This window comes from Mycobacterium simulans (genome assembly GCF_900232995.1).
GTDB classification, from domain to species: Bacteria; Actinomycetota; Actinomycetes; order Mycobacteriales; family Mycobacteriaceae; genus Mycobacterium; species Mycobacterium simulans.
The window spans coordinates 350,615-365,079 of the sequence record NZ_OCVX01000005.1 but is presented as its reverse complement, the minus strand read 5'-3'; the positions used below and the strand labels follow the sequence as shown (position 1 = coordinate 365,079).

Here is a 14,465-nt window from a genome sequence, read left to right as displayed (position 1 = left end):
GTCACGTGCTGCGTCGGATTGACCCCCGCTGCTCCTGCCAACCCGTCGCCGCCGGCCCCGCCTGCCCCGCCGTTGCCGAACAACCCGGCATTGCCGCCGGCCCCACCCATCGCGCCGGCCCCGCCGTTACCACCGGCGCCGCCGGTGCCGTACAGCCAACCGCCGTTGCCGCCTGCGCCGCCGGCAGCGCCGACCCCGCCGGCCCCACCGCGTCCTCCGGCGCCGATCAACCCCGCATTGCCGCCTGCGGTGCCGCCCACCCCGGCGGTGGTGCTGCTGTAGCCGGCGCCCCCGTTGCCGACCAACAATCCGCCGTCGCCACCGTTCTGGCCGGGTGCGGTCGCGTCGGCGCCGTTGCCGATCAGCGGGCGTCCCAATAGCAGCTGGGTGGGCGCGTTGATCGCATCGAGCACGCATTGCAAAGGGTTGGTGCCGGCGGCCTCAGCGCTGACGTACCACCCGGCGCTGGCCGTGAGCGTCTGGACAAACCGGTCGTGAAACGATGCCGCTTGGGCGCCCAGCGCCTGGTAGCCCTGGGCGTAGCAGCCGAACAGCGCGGCGATGGCCACCGACACTTCGTCTTCGGCCGCGGCCAGCACCGTGGTTGTTGGGGCTGCGGCCGCCGCGTTGGCCGCGCCGATCGTTGATCCGATCCCGGCTAGTTGTCCGGCCGTGGCCGAGAGCAGCTGTGGCGCAGTGATCACAAATGACATCGGGAACCTCACACAAGGTGATCCATACCGCGCGGGCAGCGCCCACTCATCGTAGGAGGATCTGGTTCGCGCCCTTGCGAAACCGCTCATATCGGGCGTCTAAGCTTGGCGATTCACCCAAAGTTGAGACGAGGTTTAACGGCAATGGCAACACGCGTCACTTCCATTGCGGTCATCGGAATGGCCTGTCTGATGCTTTTCCTATCCGGTTGCTCGACTGCCCCGCCTAGTTCGGAGGCGCCGAGCTCGGCCACCTCGACGGTTGACTCTCCGCTGATGGCCGATATCCGGCAGGCCGTGGACGCGACCAAGGCCTTGACCAGCGCGCACCTGGCGGTCCGAACGACGGGGCAAATCGACAGCATGCTCGGTATCACCAGCGCCGACGTCGATGTTCGGGCCAACCCGCTCACAGCGAAGGGAGTCTGCACCTACCACGACGAGGCGGGCGTCCCGTTCCGGGTCAAGGACGACACCATCTCGGTGAAGCTGTTCGACGACTGGACCAATCTCGGTTCGGTCTCCGATCTGTCGGCCTCACGCCTGCTTGACCCCATCAATGGGGTCGCGAAGATGCTGTCGGGTGTCACCAACTTGCAATCGCAAGGTCCGGAGGTGATCGACGGAGTTCCCACCACCCGCATCACCGGGACCCTCCCGCCCGACACCGTCAAAATCCTGGTTCCGGACGCTCGAAATTCGGCGCCCGCGACGGTGTGGATCGCCTCTGACGGTTCGCACCGACTCGTCCGGGCCAGCGTGGACCTTGGGTCCGGGAAGTCGGTCCAGGTCACGCTTTCCAAATGGAACGAGCCGGTGAACGTCGACTAGTTGTTAAGCCGCCCAGTGCTGGGTCGTGCCAGCTGGATTTCCAAAGCATTTGCGGCAGAGCGGATCTCGGCTAGCCGAGTGGGATCCGACACCAGCGCCGTCATCGCGAACTCGACAATCTCATCCGGGCTGACCGCAAATTCGGGCAGGGCCAGGGCGTCGAACAACGCCTGCACCAGCCTGGCCGCCGACAATGGACTCATTGCGCGCACATCGCATTCGGCCTGCCCCGTCTCGATCAGGCCGACGAGCGCGCGCTCTATCTCCGCGACCAGCTCTCGTTCCGTGACGAAGGCGTCCTGCTGCAGGTCAGGCGTGATAAGGATGGAAACCAGTACATAGGGCGAAGCCTGGAGATGATTCAGCGATTCCTGCAGCCAGCGGTGCAGCTTGACGACCGCGGGAACGGGCATCGCGATGATGTTGCCGTACAGTTCGAGCGGCCACTCCACGGCGAGCCGGACCAGCGCCGCGAGGATGTCGCGTTTGGCCGAGAAGTGTTTATAGATGGCCGGCTGCTCCACCCCCACCGCGGCGGCGATGTCGCGCGTCGAGGTGGAGGCGTAGCCCCGCACAGCGATGAGCTCGGCGGCGGCCCCCAGGATGCGAAGTGCTGTTGGGCTCCACCGCCCGGCCTCCATCGGCATGCCGGCAAGGTTAGCCACTACCTGTCTGGTCGCCGCCTAGTGCCTCTGCCAGGTTGCGGTAGAACGCGAGCATGCCGGGTTGTTCTTTCGGGCTGAGGTGCCCGCGTTCGGCGAACCGGGAGCCCGCGCCAACCTGCACGCCCTCCAGTCCAAGCCGGTCCTCGTCATTGACCATCGCCGTCACGAACTGCGCCGTCTGGGCTGTGGCTGCCGAGTCGGCAGCCAGCTCGGGGGTGGTGAGCACTCCGCCGAGCACCTGCACCCGGTCGATGCTCAGCGGAATGAAGCCGAACCACACGACCCGCTCGCCCGCGGCGGCCAGCGCGCTGTTGGGAAACGTCCATAGCACTGACAGGTTGCTCTTTTGAACCTCGTTGAGCTGCAACGATTTCACGTCCAGCGGAAAGGTGAAGGGAACCCTGATACGCAGCGCCCATGGCGAATACTGCCGAACATCCAGGTCGCCGCCGCCCGGCACCAACGGCTCCAGGGTTTGCCGATGCAAGCCGAGCACGTGGTAGTTCTCGTGACCGTTCTCCGACGCCAGCTTCCAGTTTGCCCGCCACTCATGCGACCACGACTCAACCTGCACCATCTCAGCGAGCCGATAGCTGGCGAACTCGTCGTTAGCGAGATCAAGATGCGCACCGATTGGTTCGGCGTCGGCATCGAGGTTCACCCACACCAGTCCGTTCCAGGTGGCCACCGCGAACTGCGGAAGCCGGCAATCCCGAGGGTTGAAGTCTTTGTTGGCAGCCATGTGGGGTGCCCCGCGCAAGCGGCCGTCGAGGCCGTATCGCCACATGTGGTATTGGCAAGTCAACGTGTCGGTGCGTCCAGCACCGGTTTCGACCAGGGGCATCATCCGGTGCCGGCAGATCGGCGAGATGGCACGCAGTTCACCATCGCCGCCCCGCACCACCATGACCCGCTCTCCGGCGATGGAAACCGCAACATAGTCGCCGGTTTCGGCGAGTTGATCGACATGCGCGACCAGCATCCAGGACCGGTTGAAGATCCGCTCCCGTTCAAGCTGCCACAGCTCCGGGGAAGTGTAGGCACTCGGCGGCAGGCTCAGTGCCGGTGGATTGTCGTCGAGGTAACACCCGATGTCTGTGAGAATGCGTCCGAGCTCGGCTCGGTTATCAGTTGATAACATAAGGGATATGTTATCGGCTGATAACCACCTGTCAAGGGCGAGCACTACACCGGCACTCTGAGCCTTAGGCAGACGATTCAGTTCAAGAAAGGAGCGTGGGGGGAGTTCGATCCCCGAACACCGCTGCCGGGATGCACCTGCGCACCACGGTCAGCGTCCCCAACCCGAGAACGATGACGCTGCCGATTTGACCGAGGGCGCTGAAGGAACCGCTCGACACAAGCACCAGCCCGCCGCCGAATGCGGCGCCGAGCGCCATGAGCGGCGCTAGGGCACCCCGAACCGACACCGCTGCGGCCAGAAGATACGGAATGCCGCACGCCGCGAGGATGGCGAATGACACCGGAGCCACCGAGGCGTGCAGGGCGTGGCCCAGCAGATGCTGCCATATCGCAACCGAGATCCCTAGCGCGGCAAGGTAAGAGGCCAACACCCCGAGACCCGTCGCAAAGCCGATGACGGCGCCGCGCCACATGGCGACCAGGGCCAGCACCGCGAGCAGCGTGATGGCCAGCAGCACCGCATCGTGGGTGACGGCGCTGCGGACGGTTGCGGCTAAGTGCGCGGCCCCGTTCAGGGTGATCTGGCTGTCGACGAGGCTTCCGTACTTGGTCGCGTTGGCTGCGACGGTTTCGAGCTGCTGCGCACGCGCCGCGGCATTCAGGTCCGGTTTGTCCCCGGCGGAATAGACGAACAGCCGGGTCGCCGCGCCGTCCGACGAGAACATCGTCGCGCGCACGTTCTGGTACGACGGATCCGCCAGTGCCTTTCTGGAGAGGTAGAACCCGCCCTCGCCGGTGTCGGCGAAATCGTTGCTGAGGTTCTTCAGGAACGTCGACAACTGTACGACTTGCGGGATGGTCTGCTCGACGGTCCGTTCCAGGGTGGGCACGAAGCTGCGTAGCTGCTCTAACGCCGACTGCATTTGCGCCACCGCCTGCGGCGTCGAGGTCAAGGCGCCCGCGGTCCTGGCCGATATCGCGGCAATGCGGTCTGCGCCATCGGAGAGCACCGCCACGTCGGCGACCACCCTGTCCAGAGGATCGACGATCTTGCGCGCTGCCGAACACAGCACGTCCGCGGGACAGTCCGCGATGCCGCCCGCCCAGTCACGCATCGGGTCCAGGTATCCCGACACCTGCACGGTGGTGCCCTTGATGTTGCGCGTACCGGCGACCACACGGTTGATGACCTGCTGCATTTCGGTCAGCCCGGACAGGCCGGCGGTCATGCTGGCTTCCAGGTCTTTCACCGCGGCGTTCACCTGATCGACCGTGGACGCCAGTGACTTGATCGCATTCACCTGCGGCACAAACGTCACGGCCTGACGATCGAGCTGATCGCCCAGCCTTCCCGCGGCCGACGTCAGCGAGGCCTCGGTCCACGGCACGCCGGCCGGCCATGCCGCCGATTCCACCTTGCGGACACCGGGAATCTCCATCAGGCGCCGGCTTACCGCGTCGATGGCTATGAGGCCCGCCGGGTCGCGAAGGTCATGGTCGGACTTGACCACCACCACATCGGGCAGCGATCGCCCCGGAACGAATTGGGCGCCGCTCGTCTTCGCCGAGCTGTCAAGGGAATTCCACCGTATGCCGATGACGGGCAGCGCGCAGATGCCCAATACCACGACGACAGCGACAACCGGATTGAAGAAGCTGGGCATGGATCGCGGCGGTGTCACGGCGAGGCCGTCCCCTCGCGGCGCCGACGTCCATGCCGGTCCGGCGAGCCCGAGCAGAGCCGGGATGAGCGTCACCGAAGCCGCAAGTGCCACAACAACTCCCACTGCCGCGATGCCTACGCTGTACAGCGCCGGGGTTTGGGCAAGCAGTAGCGGCCCGGTGAGCACGGCGACGCATGCGCCGGGCAGGACTAACGCCGGCAGGGCGTCGCGGTATGCGCGCTTGGCCGTTGGGTCAGGTTCGCGCCGCGCAACCAGCATGGTGGATACGGTGACGGTGCCGAGCGTTAGGACGGCGGCCAGCGTCACCGAGAACACGGTGATTCCCCACAACACCGCGGTCAGCGGCCACGCCACCGCCAGCGACAACCCGGAGCTCACCAATGTGATCCCCAGCAGAATCTTGGACAGCCGGGCCCGCAGCATGAGCAGGACGGCGAGCAACGCCGCGGCGGTCACGATCGCCGCGCCCTGCCACGCGGTCATCTGCAGGGGCACATCGCTGGTGGTAGCCGGGGCGGCGATGTGGGCGCGAAGCCCCGCGCTCGGCGGAAGCTTGCGTATCACCATCTGGGCAGCCTCGAGCGACCGGTGTGCTTGGATGCTGCCCGCCTCGCCCTTCAGCCACACCATCGCGACAGCGGACCTGCCGTCGGGGCTGGTTCCCAGCGCGGCGGTGAGCGGATCTGACCACCAGTCAAGGACCGCTCCCACGTGGGCGGTGTCGGCGCGCAACGCGGTGACGACGGTGTCGTAGTAATGCTTGTCCGCCGGCCCAAGCGTGTCGCGCCCATCAACACTCAGGTAGGCGATGGCGTTGGTACCGGTGCCCGGGAATGCCTGCCCTATCCGGCTGCTGGCGGCAGCCGTCTTGGCGTCGTGCGGCAGCAGCGCCGAGCCCGTATCGCCGGCTTTCGCGTGCGTGAGCGCCAGAATCACATTGGCAATCACCGCCACCGCAATCCAGGCGGCGATGACGACGAGTTTGGCGAGCCGCGATCGGGGTTCGGCGTCGTCAGTACCCACGGTGATGCTTAAACGTCCAAGCGGGCGAACTGATCCTGCCGATACTGCTCGACACACGCCCCCCGCCTGACCTTGCCGCTTGTGGTGATGGGAATCGCGCCGGGCGGCACGAGAACCAGATCCGCGACGCGAAGACCGTGCGAACTTGATAACGCCGAGGTGACTTCGCGCTTGATGGCGCCCATCCGGTCGACCGAGTCCTCGTCGGAATCCTCGCGCTTCTTGAATTCGATGATGGCGACCAGCTTTTCGGTGCTGCGATCACCCGGAACCGATATCGCCGCGCAGCGGCCCCGGGTGATCTCCTGGATCGTCGCCTCGATGTCGTCGGGAGAGTGGTTGCGCCCATAGACGATCAGGAGATCCTTGATCCGGCCGATGATGAACAACTCACCGCCGGCGACGAAACCCGAGTCTCCCGTTCGCAGCCACGGACCTTCGGGCGTGCCGTCGGACGGGGTGACAAGCTTCGCGCCGAACGTGCGCTCACTTTCGTCGGGTCGCTGCCAATATCCGGCGGCGACGTTGTTGCCGTGCACCCAGATTTCCCCGACCATTCCCTCGGGGCGCTCGATCGAGGTGTCTGGATCGACGATGCGCACGATCGGCGATTGCGGCACCAGGTAGCTGACCAACGATGTGCCGCCACCGGTTGCGCACCGCTTGGCTTCGCCGTCGGACAATTTCTCTGTTTCGAAGTCGAGGAGTTTTGGTGGTTGGCCCGGCCTACTGGTCGCCACGTACACCGTTGCTTCCGCGAGCCCGTACGAGGGCCGGATCACGTTGTCTTGCAGATTGAAGCGCGCAAAGCGGTCGGCGAAGCGCTTGATCGTTGCGGGCTGTACCCGCTCGCTACCGCTGAGGATGGTGTTTACACAGCCAAGGTCAAGTCCGGCCATGTCGGCGTCCGATGCTTTTTTGGCTGCCAGCTCAAAGGCGAAGTTTGGTGCCGCCGAAAAGGGTTGAGAATTGTTGGCCAACAAGTGCATCCATCGGGCTGGACGCTGAAGGAACGATACCGGGCTGGTGAGCACGGCAGGATACCCACCCAGAATCGGTGCGCAAACGCCCAGAACCAAACCCATGTCGTGGAAGAACGGCAGCCACGATACGAGCGTGACATCCGGCGGGGGGATCCCGTCGGTCTCGGCAAAGTAGCCAGACATCAGCTGTTCGAAATTGGCCCGCAGATTCTGGTGAGACATCATCACGCCGGCGGGCGTACGAGTCGATCCGGACGTGTATTGCAAGTATGCGATGGGCGGGTAAGTTCCATCGCCGCCACCAGATCCATTGGGGGAGTCCAGATCTAGCGAATCAACCTCGATGATCGAGGAAACAGAATTCCTCGACTGCGCCGTAACATGCTGGGCGACATCGCCTACGACAGAAGATGTGGTGAGAACGGCAACGGGCGACGCATCGCGCAGCACCGAATCCACCCGTTCGTCGGTAGCACCACCCTGCGGCACCGAAAGCGGGACAGCGATAAAACCGGCCTGCAACGCGCCCAGAAAGGCGACGATGTAGTCGAGTCCCTGCGGAGCCAAGATCACCGCGCGATCACCCTGGGAACCGCAACCACTTAGCTCCCGTGCGACGTTGAGCGTGCGCCGATACAGCTGCGACCACGTCAGCTTGAGCGCAGCACCATCCCAGTCCTGCTCGTAATCGACAAATGTGATCGCTGTGTCGTTGGGCTGCAGACGGGCCCAATCGCGCAGCACAGCGGGAATGGAACGCACACTCATGGGCACGACGTTACCGGCGTCGTTGCGCGAGCAGACACAGAATCGCACCCACGAGCCCCTGACCGTGCGATTCTGTGTCTGCTCGGCCGCAACCAACCTGTCCACAACCTGGGAATTCGCTTCTTTGCCCTCGGCTTCCCAGTTCGACGTCTAAGCTTGGATCTCCGAGACCTGCCTATGGTATCGAGACCCGAGTCAGCTCGGGTTGGGGGTTCTGAGAGCGGCCTACGCCATTCCCTTGCCCGTATCAAAAAATGATGTGGTCGGGTAACACTGGTTGAGCTGAGACGAGGTTGTAAAGCGATGGAAACACGTGTGACTCCCATTGCGGTCATCGGAATGGGATGTCGGCTTCCCGGTGGGATCGACTCGCCCGACTTGTTGTGGGAGTCACTGCTGCGCGGGGACGATCTGGTGACCGAGATTCCACCGGACCGCTGGGATGCCGACAACTACTACGACCCCGAGCCGGGGGTTCCCGGACGGTCGGTGTCTAGGTGGGGCGGGTTTCTCGACGACGTCGCGGGCTTCGATCCAGAGTTTTTTGGGATCAGCGACCGGGAAGCGATCTCCATCGATCCGCAGCACCGATTGCTGCTCGAGACCTCGTGGGAGGCGATCGAGCAAGCCGGTCTGGATCCCGCGTCGTTGGCCGGGTCCGCCACGGCCGTGTTTACCGGGTTGACGCACGAGGATTACTTAGTGCTCACCAAGGGTGCGGGCGGTTTGGCGGGCCCCTACGCGGTCACCGGCCTGAACAACAGCGTGGCGTCCGGCCGGATCGCCCACACTCTGGGCCTGCACGGTCCGGCGATGACGTTCGACACCGCGTGTTCGTCGGGGCTGATGGCGGTGCACCTGGCCTGCCGCAGCCTGCACGAGGGCGAGAGCGACCTCGCGTTGGCCGGCGGCTGTGCGGTGCTGTTGGAGCCGGACGGCAGTGTGGCAGCGTCCGCGCAGGGCATGCTTTCCCCGACCGGTCGCTGCCACACCTTTGACGCCGGGGCGGACGGGTTCGTGCGTTCCGAGGGCTGCGCGATGGTGTTGCTCAAGCGACTGCCGGATGCGCTGGCCGACGGTAACCAGATCCTCGCCGTGATTCGCGGCACCGCCAGCAATCAGGACGGTCGCTCGGAGACGATCACGATGCCGTCGGAGAAGGCGCAGGTCGCCGTCTACCGTGCGGCGCTGGCGGCGGCGGGCGTAGACCCCGAAACGGTCGGTGCGGTGGAGGCGCACGGCACCGGCACCCCCGTCGGTGATCCGATCGAGTACCGCGGCCTGGCGCAGGTGTATGGCACCGCAGGTAACCGCTGCGCGGTCGGATCGTTCAAGAGCAACATGGGCCACAACGAATCCGCGGCGGGGGCGGTGGGGCTGATCAAGACGATCCTGTCGTTGCGGCACGGAGTGGTCCCACCGATGCTGCACTTCAACCGGCTGCCCGATGAACTCGCTGAGATCGAAACGGGACTTTTTGTGCCGCAAGCGGTTACCGAATGGTCGACCACCGACGAGCGCGCACCGAGAAGGGCCGCGGTGTCTTCGTTCGGAATGTCGGGGACCAACGTGCACGCCATCCTCGAGGCGGCGCCCGAGGACGCCGTCGCACAACCGCCCGCGGAAGCGCCCGCCCAATCTGAGGGCCCGTTGGTGTTCGCGTTGTCGTCCACCTCGGCCGACGGGCTCCGGCAGACGGCACGCCGGCTCGCCGAGTGGGTGGAGGCCCGTGACGTGCCGCTTACGGATCTGGCCTACACGCTCGCGCGACGGCGCGCCCACCGGCCAGTGCGTACCACGGTGGTGGCCGCCGGCCTGCCGGAACTGACCAAGGGATTGCAGGAGCTGGCCGACGGTGATCTCCCCTATGAGGCCGCAGTGGGTCAGGGCGATCGGGGACCGGTGTGGGTGTTCTCCGGGCAGGGGTCGCAGTGGGCCGCAATGGGCGCTGAACTGCTCGAAACCGAGCCGGTGTTCGCCGCGACCGTCGCGGCGGTGGAGCCGGTGATCGCCGGAGAATCTGGCTTCTCGGTGACCGAGGCCATGACCGCGCCCCAGACCGTGACCGGGATCGACAAGGTGCAGCCGACCCTATTCGCGATCCAGGTTGCGCTGGCCGCAACCATGGAGCAGTCCTACGGTGTACGGCCCGGCGCGGTCATCGGACACTCGCTCGGCGAGTCGGCCGCGGCCGTTGTCGCGGGGGCGCTATCGCTGGAAGACGGGACGCGCGTCATCTGTCGCCGTTCGACGTTGATGACCCGCATCGCCGGTGCCGGTGCCATGGCATCGGTGGAATTGCCCGCCAAGCAAGTGAATTCGGAGCTCATGGCCCGCGGTATCGACGATGTCGCAGTCTCGGTCGTGGCCTCGCCGTCCTCGACGGTGATCGGTGGCGCCACCGAGACGGTGCGCGATCTTGTCGCACGGTGGGAGCAGCGTGACGTGATGGCGCGCGAGGTGGCCGTCGACGTGGCATCGCATTCGCCTCAAGTCGACCCAATCCTTGACGAGTTGGCCGCGGCACTGGCCGACATAACGCCAACGGCACCCAAGGTGCCGTACTACTCGGCGACCCTGTTCGACCCGCGCGAGCGGCCAGTCTGCGACGGCCGCTACTGGGTGGACAATCTGCGCAACACTGTGCAATTCGCGGCGGCTGTGCAGGCGGCGCTGGAGGACGGCTACCGGGTCTTCGCCGAGATGTCCCCACACCCGCTGCTCACCCACGCCGTCGAGCAGACCGCCCGCAGCCTCGACATGTCGGTCGCCGCCCTGGCCGGCATGCGGCGTGAGCAGCCGCTGCCACAAGGGCTGCGCGGCTTACTGACGGATCTGCACAGCGCCGGTGCCGCCGTGGACTTTTCGGTCCTCTATCCCGCGGGCCGGCTGGTGGACGCGCCGCTGCCGGCGTGGAGCCACCGTCGCCTGTTCCTCGAAGGAGACGGTCAAGAGCAGAAGGCGCAGGGCGCCTGCACCATCACCGTGCATCCGCTGTTGGGTTCCCATGTGCGGCTGAACGAGGAACCGGAGCGCCACATTTGGCAGACCGATGTCGGAACCTCGACATTGTCGTGGCTCAGTGATCATCAGGTGCACAACGTGGCCGCCCTACCCGGGGCTGCCTACTGCGAGATGGCGCTGGCCGCGGCCGAGACGGTCTTCGGCGAGGCATGCGAGGTCGGCGACATCGCCTTTGAGCAGATGCTGTTGCTCGACGAAGAAACCCCGATCGACGCCGTCGCGTCGGTGGATGCGCCGGGGGTCGTGAGCTTCGCGGTGGAGTCGAACCAGGACGGCGAAAACACGCGGCATGCCTCGGCGGCGCTGCAGGCGGCAGAGGATGATTCGCCGCCACCTTCCTACGACATCGCCGCTCTGCTGGCGGCGCATCCGTGCTGTGTGAACGGGTCCGAGTTGCGGGAATCGTTCGTCGAGCGCGGTGTTCAGCACGGCGCTGCGTTCAGTGGTCTGGCCACAGCACGTACCGCGGAGACTGCGGGCAGCACCGTGCTGGCCGAGGTTGCGCTGCCCGCTTCGATCCGCTTCCAGCAGGCCGCCTACCACGTGCACCCGGCGCTGCTGGACGCCTGTTTCCAATCCGTCGCCGCGGGCGTGCAAGCCAGCGGCGGGGGCGGCCTGCTGTTGCCATTGGGGGTTCGCCGGCTGCGTGCCTACGGACCTACCCGTAATACCCATTACTGCTACACGCGGGTGATCAGAGCTGACGCGACCGGCGGCGAGGCCGATATCGACCTGCTGGACGAGCACGGGGCGGTGCTACTGACCGTGCGTGGGCTGCGCATGGGCACCGGAACCTCGGAAAGCGGTGAGCGTGATCGGTTGCTGCGGGAGCGGCTACTGACGCTGGCCTGGCAGCAGCGACCGCTGCCCGACACCGCGCACGCCGAGGCCGGATCATGGTTGCTGATCGACACCTCCGACGCCACGGACATGTTGGCAACCACGTTGACGGATGCATTGAAAGCCCATGGCCCCCATGGCATCGAATGCAACATCCTGCAGTTGTCGAGAGATGCCGAGCCCGCGACCAACGTGGAACGGCTGCACAGTCAGTTGCGTACGCGCCCGGTTGACGGAGTGGTGATCCTCTGTGGGCCAGGCGTCGGCTATCCGGACGAGCAGACTTTGCTGCAAGGCCGTGAGCAGGTGCGGCATCTGGTTCGGATCACCCGCGAACTGGCCGAGCTGGAGGGCGAACTTCCGCGGCTGTTCGTCGTGACCAGGCAAGCCCAGCTAGTGCGGCCGGAAGACGAGCTCAACTTGGAGCACGCCGGGCTGCGCGGCCTACTGCGGGTGATCGGCAGTGAACATCCGCTGTTGCGCACCACCCATGTCGACGTGGACGAGCACACGCAGGCCGAACAGGTGGCCCAGCAACTGCTCGGCGGATCAGAGGAGGACGAGACCGCCTGGCGCAACGGCGAGTGGTACGTGGCCCGCTTGAGCCCGAGCCCGCTGAGCCACGACGAGCGGCACACCGCCATCGCCGATCACGAACGCGACAGCATGCGGATGCAGATCCGCACCCCGGGTGACCTGCAAACGCTGGAACTCGTTGGGTGTGACCGCGTTCCGCCCGGACCCGGGCAGATCGAGGTCGCGGTGACCATGTCCACGATCAATTTCGCCGATGTTCTCATCGCGTTCGGCCGATTCCCCGTCATCGACGACCGCCAACCGCAGTTAGGTATGGACTTCGTGGGTGTCGTGACCGGGGTCGGGGAAGGCGTCACCGGCCATCAGGTTGGCGACCGGGTTGGCGGATTTTCCGAAGGCGGCTGCTGGCGAACCTACCTCACCTGTGACGCCAACCTTGCCGTCACGCTGCCGCCCGGCTTGTCCGATGACCAGGCGATCGCGGCTGCCACCGCACACGCCACCGCGTGGTACGGCCTGCACGACCTGGCCGGCATCAAGGCCGGTGACAAGGTGCTGATTCACTCCGCAACCGGCGGCGTGGGGCAGGCGGCCATCGCCATTGCGCGCCACGTCGGAGCGCAGATATTCGCGACGGCTGGCAACCCGCAGAAGCGGGAACTGCTGCGCGACATGGGCATTGAGCACATCTACGACTCGCGCAGCGTCGAGTTCGCTGAGCTGATCCGACGCGACACCGACGGCTACGGCGTGGATATCGTGCTGAACTCGTTGACCGGTGCCGCGCAACGCGCCGGACTGGAGCTGCTGGCCTTCGGTGGGCGGTTCGTCGAGATCGGCAAAGCCGACGTGTATGGCAATACGCGGCTGGGGCTGTATCCGTTCCGCCGCGGCCTCACGTTCTATTACGTCGATCTGGCGCTGATGTCCGTCGTGCAGCCCGACCGGGTCCGCGAGTTGCTCACCACGGTGTTCAAGCTCACCGCTGACGGTGTCCTGGCCGCACCGGAGTGCACCCACTATCCGCTGGCCCACGCGGCCAACGCGATCCGGGCCATGAGCAACGCCGAGCACACCGGCAAGCTCTTGCTCGACATGCCGCGCAGCGGGCGCACCAGCGTGGTGGTGCCGCCGGAGCAGGCGCCGGCCTTCCGCAGCGACGGCGCCTACATCATCACCGGTGGCTTGGGCGGGCTGGGACTGTTCTTCGCCTCGAAGCTGGCAGGGGCAGGCTGCGGTCGGATTGTACTGACCGCGCGCTCCCAGCCGAATCCCAAGGCGCGCCAGGCGATTGAGCGCCTCCGCAAGGCCGGAGCCGACATCGTGGTGGAGTGCGGCAACATCGCCGAACCCGACACCGCGCAGCGTCTGGTGAGCGCGGCAACTGCCACCGGGCTTCCAGTACGGGGCGTGCTGCACGCGGCGGCTGTGGTTGAGGACGCCACGCTGACCAACATCACCGACGAGCTCATCGACCGGGACTGGGCGCCAAAGGTTTACGGATCCTGGAATCTGCACCGCGCTACCAGCGAACAACCGCTGGATTGGTTCTGCTTGTTCTCCTCGGGAGCAGCCCTGCTGGGCTCGCCCGGTCAGGGCGCCTACGCCGCGGCCAACAGCTGGGTCGACGCCTTCGCCCACTGGCGTCGCGCGCAAGGCCTGCCGGCCAGTGCGATCGCGTGGGGCGCGTGGGGAGAGGTCGGCCGCGCGACGTTCTTGGCCGAGGGTGGCGAGATCATGATCAGTCCCGACGAAGGTGCGTACGCCTTCGAGACATTGCTGCGCCATGACCGCACGTACACCGGTTACATTCCGATCCTCGGCGCGCCCTGGCTCGCCGATCTCGTCCGGCGCAGCCCGTGGGGTGCGATGTTCGAATCGACCGGGCAAAGCACAAGGGGCCCAAGCAAGTTCCGTGCCGAGCTGCTCGCACTGCCACAAGACGAATGGCCCGCCCGGATGCGGCGGCTGATCGTTGAGCAGGCCAGCGTGATCCTGCGTCGCACGGTCGACGCCGACCGCCCCTTCATCGAGTACGGGCTGGACTCGCTGGGCATGCTCGAGATGCGTACCCACCTCGAAACCGAAACCGGGATACGGCTAAGCCCCAAGGTCATTGCCACTCACAACACCGCGCGTGCGTTGGCTCAGCACCTGGCCGACACGCTGGTCGAGGAGGAGGCCGCACCGGCGGCGTCCTGAGTGTGCGCTCACGGCTTTGACTGTGCATTTAGGGCGGGAAAATCGCGATTC

General features: G+C 65.9%; 7 protein-coding genes. 2 read left to right on the top strand and 5 right to left on the bottom strand.

Annotated elements, in window-relative coordinates:
• Window positions 1-713 (bottom strand): PE family protein (locus MSIMFI_RS20250; RefSeq protein WP_191498859.1); only part of this gene is annotated, 713 nt, incomplete at its 3' end.
• Window positions 714-857: 144 nt separating this feature from the next.
• Between MSIMFI_RS20250 and MSIMFI_RS20245 the strand changes: the two genes are divergently transcribed.
• Window positions 858-1,544, top strand: a complete 687-nt coding sequence (locus MSIMFI_RS20245; protein ID WP_186242386.1) for an LppX_LprAFG lipoprotein — start codon at window positions 858-860, stop codon at window positions 1,542-1,544.
• On the opposite strand, the gene MSIMFI_RS20240 is transcribed toward MSIMFI_RS20245, so the two are convergent.
• The 4 genes from MSIMFI_RS20240 to fadD28 form a co-directional block, all read right to left on the bottom strand.
• Window positions 1,541-2,191: a TetR/AcrR family transcriptional regulator gene (locus tag MSIMFI_RS20240; RefSeq protein ID WP_186242387.1), complete on the bottom strand. Its 651-nt coding sequence runs from the start codon at window positions 2,189-2,191 to the stop codon at window positions 1,541-1,543. The two genes, MSIMFI_RS20245 and MSIMFI_RS20240, sit on opposite strands and share 4 nt — an antisense overlap.
• Window positions 2,192-2,201: 10 nt before the next feature.
• A complete protein-coding gene (locus MSIMFI_RS20235) occupies window positions 2,202-3,350 on the bottom strand; it encodes an aromatic ring-hydroxylating oxygenase subunit alpha (protein ID WP_191498858.1) in 1,149 nt (382 codons plus the stop codon).
• Window positions 3,351-3,432: 82 nt separating this feature from the next.
• On the bottom strand, window positions 3,433-6,060 hold the full coding sequence (locus tag MSIMFI_RS20230; RefSeq protein ID WP_318187413.1) for an MMPL family transporter: 2,628 nt from the start codon (window positions 6,058-6,060) through the stop codon (window positions 3,433-3,435).
• A gap of 8 nt (window positions 6,061-6,068) precedes the next feature.
• A complete protein-coding gene (gene fadD28 / locus MSIMFI_RS20225; protein WP_191498856.1) occupies window positions 6,069-7,811 on the bottom strand; it encodes a fatty-acid--AMP ligase FAAL28/FadD28 in 1,743 nt (580 codons plus the stop codon).
• A 303-nt stretch (window positions 7,812-8,114) separates the two neighbouring features.
• Here fadD28 and pks2 point away from each other — a divergent pair, with 303 nt between their 5' ends.
• A complete protein-coding gene (gene pks2 / locus MSIMFI_RS20220; protein WP_191498855.1) occupies window positions 8,115-14,414 on the top strand; it encodes a sulfolipid-1 biosynthesis phthioceranic/hydroxyphthioceranic acid synthase in 6,300 nt (2,099 codons plus the stop codon).
• Window positions 14,415-14,465 lie beyond the last annotated feature (51 nt).

What these genes read in the sequence shown, in the direction of transcription:
- fadD28 (WP_191498856.1), bottom strand. Translation starts at nt 7,811, where the DNA reads ATGAGTGTGCGTTCCATTCCCGCTGTGCTGCGCGATTGGGCCCGTCTG.
- MSIMFI_RS20245 (WP_186242386.1), top strand. Translation starts at nt 858, where the DNA reads ATGGCAACACGCGTCACTTCCATTGCGGTCATCGGAATGGCCTGTCTG.
- pks2 (WP_191498855.1), top strand. Translation starts at nt 8,115, where the DNA reads ATGGAAACACGTGTGACTCCCATTGCGGTCATCGGAATGGGATGTCGG.
- MSIMFI_RS20235 (WP_191498858.1), bottom strand. Translation starts at nt 3,350, where the DNA reads ATGTTATCAACTGATAACCGAGCCGAGCTCGGACGCATTCTCACAGAC.
- MSIMFI_RS20240 (WP_186242387.1), bottom strand. Translation starts at nt 2,191, where the DNA reads ATGCCGATGGAGGCCGGGCGGTGGAGCCCAACAGCACTTCGCATCCTG.